At 62.4% G+C, this 15051-nt stretch carries 14 protein-coding genes; 8 read left to right on the top strand and 6 right to left on the bottom strand.

Annotated features, from left to right (window positions below):
* Positions 1 to 112 precede the first annotated feature (112 nt).
* Positions 113 to 1420, top strand: a complete 1308-nt coding sequence (locus OEG82_RS17850) for an MFS transporter (protein ID WP_267613735.1) — start codon at positions 113 to 115, stop codon at positions 1418 to 1420.
* A gap of 95 nt (positions 1421 to 1515) precedes the next feature.
* On the opposite strand, the gene OEG82_RS17845 is transcribed toward OEG82_RS17850, so the two are convergent.
* From OEG82_RS17845 to OEG82_RS17835, 3 genes are all read right to left on the bottom strand, one after another.
* Positions 1516 to 3015 carry an AMP nucleosidase gene (locus OEG82_RS17845; RefSeq protein ID WP_267613734.1) on the bottom strand — a complete coding sequence of 500 codons (1500 nt, stop codon included), beginning with the start codon at positions 3013 to 3015 and terminating at the stop codon, positions 1516 to 1518.
* Between the two features lie 120 nt (positions 3016 to 3135).
* Positions 3136 to 3303 carry a hypothetical protein gene (locus OEG82_RS17840; protein ID WP_267613733.1) on the bottom strand — a complete coding sequence of 56 codons (168 nt, stop codon included), beginning with the start codon at positions 3301 to 3303 and terminating at the stop codon, positions 3136 to 3138.
* A 23-nt stretch (positions 3304 to 3326) separates the two neighbouring features.
* A complete protein-coding gene (locus OEG82_RS17835; protein WP_267613732.1) occupies positions 3327 to 3497 on the bottom strand; it encodes a hypothetical protein in 171 nt (56 codons plus the stop codon).
* Positions 3498 to 3666: 169 nt separating this feature from the next.
* Between OEG82_RS17835 and OEG82_RS17830 the strand changes: the two genes are divergently transcribed.
* Positions 3667 to 4368 (top strand): glutathione S-transferase N-terminal domain-containing protein, encoded by a 702-nt coding sequence (locus tag OEG82_RS17830; RefSeq protein WP_267613731.1) that lies wholly within the window; start codon positions 3667 to 3669, stop codon positions 4366 to 4368.
* Positions 4369 to 4447: 79 nt separating this feature from the next.
* On the opposite strand, the gene OEG82_RS17825 is transcribed toward OEG82_RS17830, so the two are convergent.
* Positions 4448 to 4789, bottom strand: a complete 342-nt coding sequence (locus OEG82_RS17825; protein ID WP_267613730.1) for a DUF2147 domain-containing protein — start codon at positions 4787 to 4789, stop codon at positions 4448 to 4450.
* A gap of 470 nt (positions 4790 to 5259) precedes the next feature.
* Here OEG82_RS17825 and OEG82_RS17820 point away from each other — a divergent pair, with 470 nt between their 5' ends.
* Positions 5260 to 5526, top strand: coding sequence for a sel1 repeat family protein (locus OEG82_RS17820; protein ID WP_267613729.1), 267 nt, complete (start codon positions 5260 to 5262; stop codon positions 5524 to 5526).
* Positions 5527 to 5702: 176 nt separating this feature from the next.
* On the opposite strand, the gene OEG82_RS17815 is transcribed toward OEG82_RS17820, so the two are convergent.
* Complete coding sequence (locus tag OEG82_RS17815; RefSeq protein WP_267613728.1) at positions 5703 to 6815, bottom strand: pyridoxal phosphate-dependent aminotransferase; 1113 nt, start codon at positions 6813 to 6815, stop codon at positions 5703 to 5705.
* A 1211-nt stretch (positions 6816 to 8026) separates the two neighbouring features.
* Here OEG82_RS17815 and OEG82_RS17810 point away from each other — a divergent pair.
* The 5 genes from OEG82_RS17810 (at position 8027) to OEG82_RS17790 (ending at position 13603) form a co-directional block, all read left to right on the top strand.
* Positions 8027 to 9004 (top strand): AEC family transporter, encoded by a 978-nt coding sequence (locus OEG82_RS17810; RefSeq protein WP_267613727.1) that lies wholly within the window; start codon positions 8027 to 8029, stop codon positions 9002 to 9004.
* A 117-nt stretch (positions 9005 to 9121) separates the two neighbouring features.
* Positions 9122 to 10627 carry a glycerol-3-phosphate dehydrogenase gene (glpD, locus tag OEG82_RS17805; protein WP_267613726.1) on the top strand — a complete coding sequence of 502 codons (1506 nt, stop codon included), beginning with the start codon at positions 9122 to 9124 and terminating at the stop codon, positions 10625 to 10627.
* Positions 10628 to 10700: 73 nt separating this feature from the next.
* A complete protein-coding gene (gene glpK / locus OEG82_RS17800; protein ID WP_267613725.1) occupies positions 10701 to 12188 on the top strand; it encodes a glycerol kinase GlpK in 1488 nt (495 codons plus the stop codon).
* 158 nt (positions 12189 to 12346) lie between these two features.
* Positions 12347 to 13156 carry an alpha/beta fold hydrolase gene (locus OEG82_RS17795; RefSeq protein WP_267613724.1) on the top strand — a complete coding sequence of 270 codons (810 nt, stop codon included), beginning with the start codon at positions 12347 to 12349 and terminating at the stop codon, positions 13154 to 13156.
* 75 nt (positions 13157 to 13231) lie between these two features.
* Positions 13232 to 13603 (top strand): VOC family protein, encoded by a 372-nt coding sequence (locus tag OEG82_RS17790; RefSeq protein ID WP_267613723.1) that lies wholly within the window; start codon positions 13232 to 13234, stop codon positions 13601 to 13603.
* Positions 13604 to 13638: 35 nt separating this feature from the next.
* Here OEG82_RS17790 and OEG82_RS17785 read toward each other — a convergent pair whose 3' ends face one another.
* Positions 13639 to 14985, bottom strand: a complete 1347-nt coding sequence (locus OEG82_RS17785) for a L,D-transpeptidase (protein WP_267613722.1) — start codon at positions 14983 to 14985, stop codon at positions 13639 to 13641.
* Positions 14986 to 15051 lie beyond the last annotated feature (66 nt).

Raw genomic sequence — 15051 nt, 5'->3', positions numbered from 1 at the left:
CGGCAACCGACCATCCTTGCCAGAGATGCGGCCTGATCCGAAGGCCTTGCTTTTTGCAGACAGGTCAAATCTATTCACAGTCCCTCTGGCGGGGTTGCGGGAAAGCGGTTTGATGGCTGAAGTGAGTGAACGGATGCGCGAGGCCTTTGAAGCCGTCGCCATCGATGATGAAGGACGCGCGTGCAGGGACATTCCCGAGAGCGTGTGTCACGAAGAGCCGCGAAATTTCTTTGTTCATGTCGGGTCGCTGGCGCTGACCAAATCATCCGATGGACTGATCGATCCAAAGCTTGTGCTGAGTTGGCTGCTGACGGAACTTGCGGCGCCACTGTTTTTCATAGGTCTGCTCGTGCCGGTTCGCGAAGCCGGCGCCCTGTTGCCGCAAATATTCACGGCCGGCACCATCAGACGGTTCCGGGTGCGCAAACGGGTCTGGGTGATCGGAAGCCTGACACAGGGGTTGGCTGCGGCAATGATCGCTGTGTGCGCGCTGACCCTGGAAGGCGCGGTCGCGGGCTGGGCCATCGTCTTGTCCCTCGCGGTTCTGGCCGTCGCGCGCAGCGTGTGCTCGGTGTCCTACAAGGATGTGCTGGGCAAGACCGTGTCAAAATCCACGCGCGGCACAGCAACAGGACTGGCTGGATCGCTGGCAGCGGCGGTGACGATCCTTTACGCGATCCTGCTCATTTCCGGCTTTGTGCCGAGAATGACGCTTGTTATCGGCGGTTTGTTTGTCGCAGCGGGCTGCTGGCTGATCGCCGCGATGGTCTTTTCCACTCTTTACGAAGAGGCCGGCGCAACGCAGGGCGGAAAAAATGCCTTCAAATCGGCAATTGCCGATCTGCAATACCTGTCATCCGATGCGCAGCTTCGCCGCTTCATCATGGTCAGGGCACTTCTGACCACAACCGCTCTGGCGCCACCATTCATGATTGCTGCAGCAAGCCAGTCGGGCGAAGGCGGTTTTGGCGGCCTGGGCTATCTTGTCCTGGCATCCGCCTTTGCGGGTCTTGTCAGCGCCTATGTCTGGGGCCGGTTGGCCGATCGATCCAGCCGCAAGGTTCTTTTCATTGCATCGGCGATATCGATGCTGGTGCTGGCGCTCGCCTCCTGGTTTTCGCTCACGGGGTGGCTGACGGCGCCCATGGTCCTTCCGGTTTTGCTCTTTTGCATCATGATCGCATATCAGGGCGTCCGGCTCGGAAGGTCCACCCATCTGGTGGATATGGCGAGCGTCGACACGAGAGCCGCCTATACCGCCTTGTCAAACACGATCATCGGAGTGGTGCTGTTCGCTGGCGGAATTTTCAGCATCACCGCGGAATTGTTCGGGGTTTCGGTTGTTCTGGTCACGATGGCGCTGATGTGTGCCGCAGCAATCCCCATGGCTCTCGGCCTGGAAGAGGTTCAGGCGGAGTAGAGCATTCCGCCCTGGTCCCTCTGTCCACAGTGTGGATACACAGGATCTGCCGATAGGAAAAAGGCGGAATCCCGAGATCCCGCCTTTTCTGTCCTTTACTGAAACGCCGTCTCGAAGAAACTTCTCAACTTGCGCGAATGCAGCCGTTCGGGCGGCATTGCCGCGAGTTTCTGCATCGCCAGGAGGCCGATCTTGAGGTGCTGGTTGACCTGCGTCTTGTAGAATGCCGAGGCCATGCCGGGCAGCTTCAGCTCGCCATGCAGCGGCTTGTCGGAGACGCAGAGCAGCGTGCCGTAGGGCACGCGGAAGCGAAACCCGTTGGCGGCGATTGTGGCCGATTCCATGTCGAGCGCGATGGCGCGTGACTGCGACAGCCGCTGCACCGGGCCGCGCTGGTCTCTGAGTTCCCAGTTGCGGTTGTCGATGGTGGCCACCGTGCCGGTGCGCATGATGCGCTTGAGGTCATAGCCATCAAGGCCGGTGACTTCGGCAACCGCATCCTGCACGGCCACCTGAACCTCGGCCAGCGCCGGGATCGGCACCCAGGCCGGCAGGTCGTCGTCAAGCACATGGTCCTCGCGCACATAGGCGTGGGCCAGCACATAATCGCCGAGATTCTGGCTGTTGCGCAGGCCGGCGCAGTGGCCCAGCATCAGCCAGGCATGGGGCCTGAGCACGGCGATATGGTCGGTGATGGTCTTGGCGTTGGAGGGCCCGACGCCGATATTGACCATGGTGATGCCGCCATGATTCTTGCGCTTCAAATGATAGGCCGGCATTTGCGGCAGCCGCGGCGGGGCAACGCCCTCGGTCGGGCTGCCATGGCCGACAGGGGTGATCAGGTTGCCGGGTTCGACGAAACACTCATAATCATGACCGGTCTCTTCCATCAGCGAGCGGGCGTGTTCGCAGAACTCGTCGATGTAGAACTGGTAATTGGTAAACAGCACAAAATTCTGGAAATGATCCGGCGCGGTTGCGGTGTAATGCGACAGCCTTGCTAAGGAATAGTCGATGCGTTGCGCCTTGAACGGCGCCAAGGGAAGCAATTCGCCGGGACCGGGTTCATAGAGCCCGTTGACGATCTCGTCGTCGGTGGTGGCCAGATCGGGCGTGTCGAACAGGTCGCGAAGTGGCATGTCGAGCTTTTCGGCCACCGCGGCCTCGACATAGGCGCCTTCGCCAAAGGCGAAATGCAGCGGGATCGGGGTTTCGGATTCCGAGATCGTCAGCGTGCCGCCATGATTGCGCAGCAGCAGTTCGAACTGGGTGGTCAGATAGGTGCGAAACAGCGCCGGCCGGGTGATGGTGGCGGCATAGCGCCCCGGCGAGACGACATGGCCGAAGGACAGCCGCGAATCGACCTTGCCGAAGGATGTGGTTTCGAGACTGATCTGCGGATAAAAGGCGCGGTAGCGGCCTTCCGGCTTGTCCGTCGCCAGGCGCTGGAAGGCCTCGCACAAAAACCGGGTGTTGCGTTCATAAATGGCTTCAAGTGCCGCGACTGCGCTCGCCGCATCGGAAAATTCCTGCGGCTGGATCGGGTCGGGGGAAATGAAGCCATTGGCGGTGTGGGAAGAGATTCTCTGGTTCATGCGCCGTTATATACGAGAAACCTTGACAAGGAAAAGACATGCTCACCGAAAGGTGTTTCTGCCGATGCGGCGAAGCCATCCGCCTCCCGCCTGCGCCATCAGGCAACGATGCCGGCCGCATCAGTAGGAATTGCGCTGCAGGCTCATATAGAGCACGAAACCGGCGCCGGAGAGTCCCGACTGCTTGTCGCCGGACTGGGCATAGGCATAGGCGCCGACCGGGCCGACCAGAAAGACGGCCAATGCGGTGATGCGCAGCAGGGTGGTGATGGTGGCCTGGATACTCATGACAAAATCCTTCGGTCTCGGCTTCAGCGCGAAGCCATGCAATTGATCTCGGGGTGAAAGACGCAGGCATCGATGGCGCCGTTGCGCCATCCGCCGGTGGCCCGGTCGCTGTTGGCCACCGCGGCGGCCATCAGCAGAGCGAAGATCACGAAGATCAGGCAGATGATGGTGAAGCGGCGTGCGAGAATGGCCATGTCTTTGTCCCCTTGTGTGAGGAGACAATCGCATGGGCCGGCTGAACCGCGCCTGAGCCCGCCATTCATCTGCCGTTCAAACAGATTAACGGGCTGACCCGCCGTGCAAGGCTTGCCAAGCGCGCCGGTCCACTCCACATTTTGATCCACGCAACCAGAGGAATGGCGGATGACCACCCAGACCAAAGCAATCGATCTCTATTACTGGCCGACGCCCAATGGCTGGAAGATCACCGTCATGCTCGAGGAGCTCGGCGTTCCCTACGAGGTCAAATACGTCAATATCGGCCGCGGCGAGCAGTTCGAACCGTCATTCCTGGAAATCGCGCCCAACAACCGGATGCCGGCGATCGTCGATCGGGAAGGTCCGGACGGCGCGCCGATCTCGGTGTTTGAATCCGGCGCCATCCTGCAATATCTCGGCCGCAAGTTCGGAAAGTTCTATCCGTCGGACGAGCGCGGGCGGGTGGAGGTCGATCAATGGCTGTTCTGGCAGATGGGCGGGCTCGGCCCGATGGCCGGCCAGGCGCATCATTTCCGCCAATATGCGCCCGAACAGGTGCCTTACGCCATCGAGCGTTACACCAGGGAGGTCAACCGGCTTTACGGGGTGATGAACCGGCGGCTGGCCGACCGGGCGTTTCTCGCCGGCGACTATTCGATCGCCGACATGGCCGCCTTCGGCTGGGTCAAGCCTTACAAGAACCAGGGCCAGGACCTGGAAGAATTTCCCGATCTCAAGCGCTGGTTCGAGACCATGCTGGCCCGGCCGGCGGTGGCGAGGGGCTGCGCGGTCGGCATCGAGTTCCGCAAGAGCGTCGCCGACGACAAGGATGCGCAAAAGGTGCTGTTCGGCCAGACCGCGCGGTAAACCCGCGGCAAAACGGACGCGCAGAATGCAAAACGGGAGCCGATGGCTCCCGTTTCAGTCTCAGGCAATCGCTGTGCGATCAGAGCTTGTTCCAGGTCTGGCTTTCACAGAACACCTTCAGCACGCAGCCGGTCATTTTCAGCTTGCCGCCCGACAGCGTGCCGCTGCCGGAATAGGTCTTGCCATTGGACGGCTTGGTGATCGAGCCGACATATTTGCCGTTGCCATCGGCCTTCATCTTGCCGATGGATTTGCCGGAGTATTCGCCCGATGTCAGCTTGATGCAGAATGAACTGCCGCAGCTGCTGATCATGGCGTTGTCGCCGGCCTGGGTCTTCCAGGCGCCTTCAATCGGATCGGCCAGCGCCGGGGCGGTCATGGCGGCGATGAGCGCGCCAGTTGCAATCAGTTTGCGAAGCATGATGTTCCTCCAACAGATACGCGCTACCTCCAGCGCATTTCTTACTTAACTTACGTCTACGTAAAGGTAAACGGGATTTTTCAGCGGCCAGGCGGCTTTTTCGACGCCCCCGGACCGGGCTGGCAACGGCAATCTTTAAGCGCGGTTTTCCCGCTTCGGCGGCTTTTTCAGAAAATGCGATGGATCTTTGGTTAGCCCTTCGTAACTTTTTTCCCGCGCTTCAAATCGGTGAAAATCGTCGCTTTGGCGGAAACGCTGGACCTTGGATGTTTAACAAAACCGCAAATTTACCAAGCGTTTGGACTTTGTTCGTCTCCAGTTAAGCATGCAATTTAACGCAGCTTTCAGGCGAACCCGGCACACTTCAATCCAACAAGACAGCGCCGGGCCAACCCGGACAGACACAAAAACAGAAGGCTCTCAAGGGCTGACAGGGACACCGAAACACAGGTTTTACAGGGACTGAAAAAATGGCACGCTACGACATTCACAATCACGACCAGGCAATCACCGGCGGCGAAACCCGGGCTGACATTTTCTGCGAAATGGGCCTGATGTATGCCACCGGCCGCGACTGCGACATCGATTTTGTCGCCGCGCACAAATGGCTCAACATCGCCGCGATCAAGGGCTCGGAACGGGCCGCCACGCTGCGCGCCGAACTGGCCGAAAGCATGAGCAAGGCCGATCTCGCCGCAGCACTGCGCGCTGCCCGCGAATGGATGACCATGCATTGATCCGCTTTCGGACGCGGGCACACAGCGGTCCATCCGACGGCAGCAAGACACACCTCGAGGGGAACGGGGCGAAGCCAGAGCACCATGCTCTCAACTCCGGACAACACGGAGAGGCTTCACATCAAGGCCGCACTTGACCGCACCCGGTCAGCTGCGGCCTTTTTGTTGCACGCAGATCAACCCAGTTCGGCAATCACCCCGGCCAGTTTTTCCTCAAAGATATCCAACTCCGCCTCGAGCCCGGTCGAAATCCGGATGCAGCGATTGAGCGGCGCCACGCCGGGCATGCGGATGAACACGCCGCGACGGACCAGCCCGTCAAGGATTGCCTTGGCGTAGCCAGCATCGCGGCCGCAATCGATGGTGACGAAATTGGTGGCCGACGGGATCGGCGCAAATCCGTGACTCTCTGCAATGCCTGCGATCCGCGCCCGCGACGTGGCCACCTCGGCCAAAACATGCGCAAGCCAGGCCTGATCCTCAAGTGCGGCAAGGGCTGCCGCCTGGCCCAGGCGGTTGACGCCGAAATGATTGCGCACCCGGTGAAACATCGCCACCGTCTCTTTGACGCCGAACACATAGCCGACGCGCTGACCGGCCAGGCCATAGGCCTTGGAAAAGGTCCGGAAGCGCAGCACATTGGGCATGTCGGCGAGCTCAGCAATGGCAGGTATTGCCGAGGCCGGAGCGGTTTCGCCGTAAGCCTCGTCGAGCGCCAGCAGCGTCGTCTCCGGCAGCGCCCCGGCAAAGGCCACAACCGCCTCGGCGGAATGCCAGGTGCCCATCGGGTTGTCGGGATTGGAGAGATAGACCAGCGGCGCATTTTCGCGGCGCACCGCCAAAAGCAGCGCGTCGAGATCCTCGTGGTCATCGCGGTAAGGCACGGTGACCAGTCTGCCGCCAAAGCCCGCGACATGAAAATTGAAGGTCGGATAGGCGCCCAGCGATGTCACCACCGGCGCCCCCGGCTCGACGATCAGCCGCACAATCAGCCCCAAGAGCCCGTCAATGCCTTCGCCCACCACCACCCGCTCCGGCGCCAGCCCCAGATGCGCGCCAAGCCCCGCGCGCAGATCGTGGTTTTCCGGATCTGCATATTGCCAGCAAACATGCGTTTCGCGCGCAATCGCCTTTATCACCGACGGCGTCGGCCCGAACCCGCTCTCATTGGCGCCGAGCCGGGCCGCAAATATCTCCCCGCGCGCCCGCTCCTGGGTCTCCGGCCCGACAAACGGCACCGTTGGCGGCAGGGATTGGGCAAGAGCGGTAAAACGCGAAAAAGCGGTCATGGCGGGGCGTCCTCGATAAATGGCCTGAAAAGCCCTAGCGCCAACGGCGCAGGGCATCAAGCGGGCAAGCGGCTCGCGGTCCGCACAAAGCCGCTGAGCTTGCTGCGGCCTGCCTCTCCCTTGGTGGGAGAGGACACAAAATCACGGTCTTGGACCGAAGGGCCAAGTCGTAGATTTTGTAGGTGAGGGGGCCAATAGTGGAGGAAGTCGAAACAAACCCCTCACCTGCAATTTCTAGCACTTAGCTGCGCTAAGGCGCTGAAATTGCTTCCTCTCCCACAAGGGTAGAGGCAGAAGCGGCAACCATTTACCCCAAAAATCCGCCCCATTTTATCCACACCTCCACCGCCCGTGCCACACTTGTTGCGCCTTCCGCCAGATCGGATGTGCCGGGTGAACGGAGCCCGGCGCGGCGGCGGGCGGTGGTCTTTTGCGTACGGGTGTTCCGTAACCTTGCGCAAAAGGGATCCGGAAGGCGACATCCCGGCTGCCCCGTGCCATTGAGCGGGACAGCCGGCGCCAGACATCAAGCGGGCCCGGTTCCCGCGTCCGGCGGGCCCGAAGGCGAGACGGGGTCAGATGATCCCGGGCAGCCCTCGGGAAGGGCGGGTTCGGTGTCGGGCGCCGAACGATAACGACCGTCCGTTGCGCGTGTCACCAGACCTGGTCCCGGAGAGCGCTGGCGCCCGGAAGGCGTCAGGACCGGCCACCGGCGGGGCGCGCCCACACGCGCCAAAGCCAACACCACTTTATCCATCACGGGCCGTGTGCTCGTGCGCGCCCCGCAGTCCGGTTGCGACCGGAAAGCCCCGAATACCCCACACCGCCGGCGAAGATGTTTCGCGTGCGGGGTTTTGGGGTGGAGCAAGGGCAAAACGCCCGGTCGTGAAGTTCAGCGCTCAACAGCTTCCGTCACCCCGGACCCCGATCCGGGGTCCAGTCACGGCGCGTCCGCGCCGTGGAATGACTCATCGGCCAATCGAAAGGAGTCTTTTCGGCTCGCAGACGCTCGCCACTGGATACCGGGTCCAGGCCCGGCATGACGAAGACATGAGACATCTCGCGATCAGTTACGGCCGATGACGCGAGGCCGCTGGTTTGGGAAGGGCGCAAAAGAACTCGCTTGCTCCGCCCTCAATTCGCCTCGAAAGCTCAATCCACCCCCGCCGCTTTGCGCCATCGCCTGCACAGTCTATGAACAGGGTCCCGCCATGCAGCTGAGTCTCCCGCCGATGCCTCCATTCGCCGAAACCATCCTTGTTGTCTTCACGCTGATTGCCATCGGCTATGGCGCCACCGCGGTGCGGCTGATCAGGCCGGAGACCGGCGACGGGCTGTCGGATTTCGTCTTCACCATCGCCGTGCCGCTGCTGCTGTTTCGCATCATCGCCACGGCGAGTTTTGATCACGGCGCGCCCTGGGCCCTGTGGGCGGCCTATTTCACCTCGGTGCTGGTCACCTGGGTCTCGGCGCATTTCGTCATTCGCGCAGGCTTTGGCCGCGATGCCCGCTCGGCCGTGGTGGCAGGCGTAACGGCGGGGTTTTCCAACCTGGTGCTCTTGGGCATCCCGTTCATGAGCGGGGTCTATGGCGAAGGCGGGCTGGCGATCCTGTCGCAGCTGGTCTCGGTGCACATGCCGGTGATGATGGGCGCCTCGGTGATCCTGTTCGAATGGGCGCTCAAGCGCGATGGCGCCAGCACCGGGACCAAATCGGTAGTGGCGCTGGTCAGCGGGTTCCTGCGGCAGCTGTTTTCCAATCCGCTGATCATCGGCATCCTGTCAGGCTTTCTGGTGCGGATCTCCGGCCTCGAACTTCCGGTGGTGGCCGACCGGGTGATCGCCAGTCTCGGCGGCATTGCCGGTCCGCTGGCGCTGTTTGCCATGGGGGTGTCGCTGCGCGGCTATGGCATTCGTGGGCAGGTGCCGCAGGCGATTTCGCTGGTGATGCTGAAGCTGATGCTGATGCCGGCGGTCGGGCTCGGCATGGCCTTGCTGCTGGGCTTGCCCGAATTGCAGGCCAAGGTGGTGGTGGCCGCCGCCTCGCTGCCGGCCGGGGTCAATTGCTGGCTGATCGCCAACCGCCTGGGCACCGGCCAGCGGCTGGCCTCAAGCTCGATGACACTGGGCACGGCATTTGCCGCGGCAACAACCGGGGTCTGGCTGATGATCGCCGAAGCGGTGTTCTGAGCAGGCTTTCAACAGGCGCGCGATGCATTGTTTCGCTTTCGTTTGTTTTCTTTTGACATTCGCTATTGTTTCGAATTACAAAAATGTCGCAGGTACCTCGCGTGACGGGAGAAACCAATGGGGGATGACAGGCTCTACGACGTTTTCGTCATCGGGGGCGGTATCAATGGATGCGGCATAGCCCGCGACGCTGTCGGACGCGGCTATTCGGTGTTTCTGGCCGAGATGAACGATCTGGCTTCCGGCACCTCGTCCTGGTCGTCGAAACTGATCCATGGTGGCTTCCGCTACCTCGAATATTACGAGTTCCGGCTGGTGCGCGAAGCGCTGAGCGAGCGCGAAGTGCTGCTCGCCAATGCGCCGCATATCATCTGGCCGATGCGCTTCGTGCTGCCGCATCACAAGGAGATGCGCCCGGCATGGCTGCTGCGGCTCGGCCTGTTCCTCTATGACCACATCGGCACCCGCAAGCTTCTGCCCGGCACAAAAACGGTGGACCTTAAATCGTCACCGGTCGGCAAGCCGCTGAAGCCGATCTTTTCAAAGGGCTTTGAATATTCCGACTGCTGGGTCAATGACGCCCGGCTGGTGGTGCTCAATGCCCGTGACGCCGCCGACCGCGGGGCCGTGATCCGCACCCGCACCGAAGTTGTCTCGGCCGAGCGCCAGGACGACATCTGGGTGGTGACCATTGCCGACCGCGCCACCGGCAAGCGCGAGACCGTTCGGGCCCGGCTGGTGGTCAATGCCGGCGGCCCCTGGGTCGACCGGATCCTGTCGGGCGTTGTCGGCCACAATGATGCGCACAATGTGCGGCTGGTGCAGGGCAGCCACATCGTGGTGCCGAAACTGCATGATCATGACCGCGCCTATATCTTCCAGAATGGCGACGGGCGGATCATTTTCGCGCTGCCCTATGAGCAGGATTTCACCCTGATCGGCACCACCGACCAGGATTACCAGGGCGATCCCAAGGATGTGGTGATCACCGATCCGGAGATCGATTATCTCTGCGCCGCGGCGAGCGAATATTTCGCCAGGCCGGTCGAGCGCGAGAGCATTGTCTGGACCTATTCCGGCGTCCGCCCGCTCTATGATGACGGCGCATCGGCCGCCCAGGAGGCAACGCGCGACTATGTGCTCAAGCCCGATCCGGCCGACGGCGCGCCGCTGATCAATATCTTCGGCGGCAAGATCACCACCTCGCGCAAGCTGGCCGAATCGATGCTGGAGCTGATCGAGGACCGGCTCGGCAAGAAATCAGCGCCGTGGACCCATCGCGCCGCACTTCCGGGCGGTGATTTTCCCGCCGACGGGTTCGATGCCCAGGTGGCGCAAGTGCAGGCGGCCTATCCGTTTCTCGAACCGGCGCAGGCCTGGCGTTATGTCCGCCAATACGGCACCCGGGCGCGGGTGCTGCTCGGCGAGGCCAAGGCCATGGCGGACCTGGGGCAGGATTTCGGCTATGGGCTTTACGCGCTGGAGGTCGATTATCTGATGGCGCAGGAATGGGCGCTGGAGGCAGCAGACGTGATCTGGCGGCGCACCAAGCGCGGATTGCGGCTCGATGCAGCGCAAGTGGCAGCGCTTGAGACCTATATGGCGGAAAAACGGTCGGAATAGTGTCCGTCGCGCAGCTACGGGCTTTCCGCAGGGCGCGAATTCGGATCAAATGCGCCAAGCATTGGAGGACAGCATGAGCGGATATATTCTGGCGATCGATCAGGGCACCACCTCGAGCCGCGCCATCGTTTTTGACGGCAATATGCGCATCGCCGGCAGCGCCCAGAAAGAGTTCACGCAATATTATCCGCAGTCGGGCTGGGTCGAGCATGACCCCGAGGAAATCTGGAAAACCGTGGTCTGGGCAGTGCGGCAGGCGCTGAAAAAGGCCGGTCTCGAGGCCTCCGACATTGCGGCGATCGGCATCACCAACCAGCGCGAGACCGTCGTGGTCTGGGAGCGCGACAGCGGCAAGCCGATCCACAATGCGATCGTCTGGCAGGACCGGCGCACCGCCTCCTATTGCGAAAAGCTCAAGCGCCAGGATCTGGAAAAGACCTTCACCCGCAAGACCGGGCTGCTGCTCGATCCCTATTTCTCCGGCACCAAGCTGTCGTGGATGCTGGCCAATGTGAAAGGAACAAGGGCCAGGGCGGCGCGCGGCGAACTCTGCTTCGGCACCATCGACACATTTCTGATCTGGCGGCTGACCGGCGGCAAGTCGTTCGTCACCGACGCCACCAATGCCTCGCGCACGCTGATGTTCAACATCGAAAGCCAGGACTGGGACGAGGAACTGCTCAAGATCCTGCGGATCCCGGCTGACATGCTGCCGGAAGTGAAAGATTGCGCGGCGGATTTCGGTGTCACCGAGCAGAAACTCTTTGGCGCGGAAATCCCGATCCTCGGCGTCGCCGGCGATCAGCAGGCGGCCACCATCGGGCAGGCCTGTTTCGAGCCCGGCATGCTGAAATCGACCTATGGAACCGGCTGTTTTGCGCTGCTCAACACCGGCGCGGACATGGTGCGCTCGAAGAACCGGCTGCTGACCACGGTCGCCTACCGGCTCGACGGCAAGGTCACCTATGCGCTGGAAGGTTCGATCTTCATTGCCGGAGCAGCCGTGCAATGGCTGCGTGACGGTATCAAGGTGATCAAGAAGGCCGAGCACAGCGGCGATCTGGCGGCCGAAGCCGATCCGACCCAGGATGTCTATCTGGTGCCGGCATTCACCGGCCTTGGCGCACCGCATTGGGATGCCGAGGCGCGCGGTGCGATCTATGGCATGACCCGCAACACCGGACCGGCGGAGTTTGCCCGCGCGGCACTTGAGGCGGTGTGCTACCAGACCCGCGATCTGCTCGACGCCATGCACAAGGACTGGAAGAGTTCGGACGCCGACACGGTGTTGCGCGTGGATGGCGGCATGGTCGCCTCGGACTGGACCATGCAGCGGCTCGCCGATATTCTCGACGCGCCGGTGGACCGTCCGACCATTCTCGAAACCACCGCGCTTGGGGCTGCCTGGCTCGCCGGGCAGCGGGCAGGGGTCTGGCCCAAGCAGAAGGCATTCGCCAAGGCCTGGGCGCTCGACACCCAGTTCAAGCCGCAGATGGATGACAAGACCCGCAACGCCAAACTTAAGGGCTGGCGCGACGCGGTGCGGCGGACGCTGAGCTAGGCCGAAACCCGGCCCTCGCACCAGACCAGCCGGACCGCACGACGCCTGCCCTAAGCCCTTAAGAGGAGAGCTGATGCACGCGCCTGCACACCGTTTCGTCGAGCTTGACGGCAACCCGTTCCATTATCTCGAATGGGGCCAGTGCGCAGGCGCCGGTGTTGCTGTTTCTGCACGGATTTCCCGAATATGGCGCGGCTTGGAGCGAGGTCGCCGAGCGGCTGGCGGCGGACTATCGCTGCATCGCGCCCGACCAGCGCGGCTATGGCCAGAGCTGGGCGCCGCCCGAGGTCGAGGCCTATGGCTTGCGCCATCTGGTCAGCGACATGGCGGCTCTGATCGACGTTCTGGGTGGACCGGTCACGGTTGTCGGCCACGACTGGGGCGCGGCGGTGGCCTATGGGCTGGCGATGTTCCGGCCGGAACTGGTGTCCAAGCTGGTGATCATCAACGGGGTGCATCCGGTGCCATTCCAGCGTGAACTGGCCGCCGGCGGCGCCCAAACCAGCGCCTCACACTATATCCACGTCTTGCGCACTGAGGGCTCCGAAGACCGGCTGTCGGCCAATGAGTTCGAAAAATTATGGAAGCTGTTTTCCGCGCGGATGGATCTGAGCTGGCTGACGCCGGAGCGGCTGAAGCTTTACAAGGCCGAGTGGTCACGCCCCGGGCGGCTCAAGGCGATGATCAACTGGTACCGGGCCTCGCCGCTGCAGGTTGCCAGTCCCGGCGAGCCATTGACCGATCTGCCGCCGCTGCCGCGTGACAGGCTGGTGGTGCGCTGCCCGCATCTGCTGATCTGGGGCGATGAGGACACCGCGTTGCTGCCGGTCTGTATCGAGGGGCTCGAAGAGTTTGCCGCCGATCTGACGGTGCATCATGTGGCCGATGCGGATCACTGGATCTGCCACCAGCAGCCGGATCTGGTGGCAGGGCTGATCGGGTCGTGGATCGAAACCGCGCCAAGCTGATCGCAATGCGCTCTCGCCGCGATGTGTCCGGGCCGGAAATCGTCTATCATGGATCAAACGAGGAGGAACCACCCCATGCAGCTTGGCGCGTTTTCAATCAGTCTCGCGGTGAAGGATCTGGCCCTTTCGCGGGCGTTTTACGAGAAACTCGGCTTTGAAGTGACCGGCGGCGAAGCCGAGCAGAACTGGCTGATCCTGAAGAATGGCGACTGCATCATCGGCTTGTTTCAGGGCATGTTCGAAAAGAACATCCTGACCTTCAATCCCGGCTGGAACACCAGCGCGCGGCCGGTCGACGATTTCACCGATGTGCGCGAGCTGCAGAAGCAGCTCAAGGCCGGGGACGTCGCCTTTGACACCGAGGCCGACGAGACAGGCAGCGGACCCGCAAGCTTCATCATCACCGATCCCGACGGCAATCCGATCCTGGTCGATCAGCACCGGTGACGCTTCGGCCCCGGTGCTGACCGGTCTTGCCGATTTCAGTCGATGAAGCTGACGGTAACGCCCGGCGCCACCAGGCCGGCCAGTTCGGCCGCGTCCCAATTGGTCAGCCGCACACAGCCATGCGAGGCAGTCTTGCCGATGGTCGAGGGGTCGGGCGTGCCGTGGATGCCATAAGTGGGTTTGGACAGCGCGATCCAGATCGAGCCGACAGGGCCGTTGGGTCCGGGTGGTACCTGCAGGATCTTGTCATTGTCGCCCTGCTTGAAATTGATCTTCGGATTGTAGGTGTAGCCCGGATTGCGGGCCACGCGCTCGACGGTGACTTCGCCCGAGGGCGAGGGCGTGTCGCTCGATCCGATGGTGGCCGGATAGGCCGTGACCAGCTTGCCCGACGCGTCATAGGTGCGCACCTGCTTGCGGGCCTTGTCGGCGACAATGCGGGTGACGACGCCGGTCTTCTCCTCGCCGATGCCCACCACCTTGATCTGCACACCGGGCAGGGTGAAATCGACGCCGGGATTGAGCGCCTTGAGATAGTCTTCGTCCATGTGAAACCGCTCGGCCAGCATTTCCACTGTCGAGGTATAGGAGAGGCGCTCGAGCTGCGCCTTCTCGGCATAGTCGGACGGGATCGAGGCGATGAACGGGCCCGCGGCGTCTTCGGCGGTGATGGTATAGGTGGTAAAGGCCAGCCCGCCGCCGGCTGCCAGGCGGCTGACGATCAGGTCGGTATCTGCAGGGTCGATGCGTTCGCCGGTCTCCTCGAACCAGGCGTCCAGCGCCTTGGTGACATTGGAACCCATGCGGCCGTCAATGACGCCGGGGGACACGCCATTGCGATCGAGAAAGACCTGCAATGCGGCCACTTGCGCCTTTGACAAGGCAGGCCCCTTGGCCTGTTGCGGCTTGGCCGCCGGTGGTGTCTCCGGAGCCGGGGCTTCGATCACCTCCGGAGTTGCGGGAACCGTTCCGGTCATCGGGTTGAGATCGCGGCGCTCGATGCCAGCGCCCGATGGTGTCGAGGCAAAATCGTCGCGCTGAAACCGCTCGCGCGGCGGCAGCGGCCGCTCCGGGAAGGGCGATGCCTCAGCCTGGCGGTCAAACCGGCGTCCATTGCCGCGCTGCCCAGCCTGATCACGGTACTGCCAGGCCGGCACCTCGAAGCCGATGACCTGGTTCCAGTTGTCCACCAGCAGGCGGCGGCCCTGGTTGTCGATGACGATGCGCACCGAACCGGCCTCCGGAATCTCGCGCATCAAGCGTCCGTCGGTGTCGACGAGAACCATGCGCTGTCCGTCCAGCGGAGCGGCAAAAGCCTGCGGAGTGGCGAGAACGCCGACGGCAAGAAGCGCTGCGGCGAAACGAAATCGGGGTGTCGTCATCTTGGGTCAACCTGCGGCTCAAATAACAATGAGTGCATCATTGTCAGATTATGCTGAATACAAGCT

The sequence above is a fragment of the Hoeflea ulvae genome, from assembly GCF_026619435.1.
GTDB classification, from domain to species: domain Bacteria; phylum Pseudomonadota; class Alphaproteobacteria; order Rhizobiales; family Rhizobiaceae; genus Hoeflea; species Hoeflea ulvae.
Note: the sequence above shows the minus strand (reverse complement) of the source record. Positions and strands in the feature narration are given on the sequence as shown.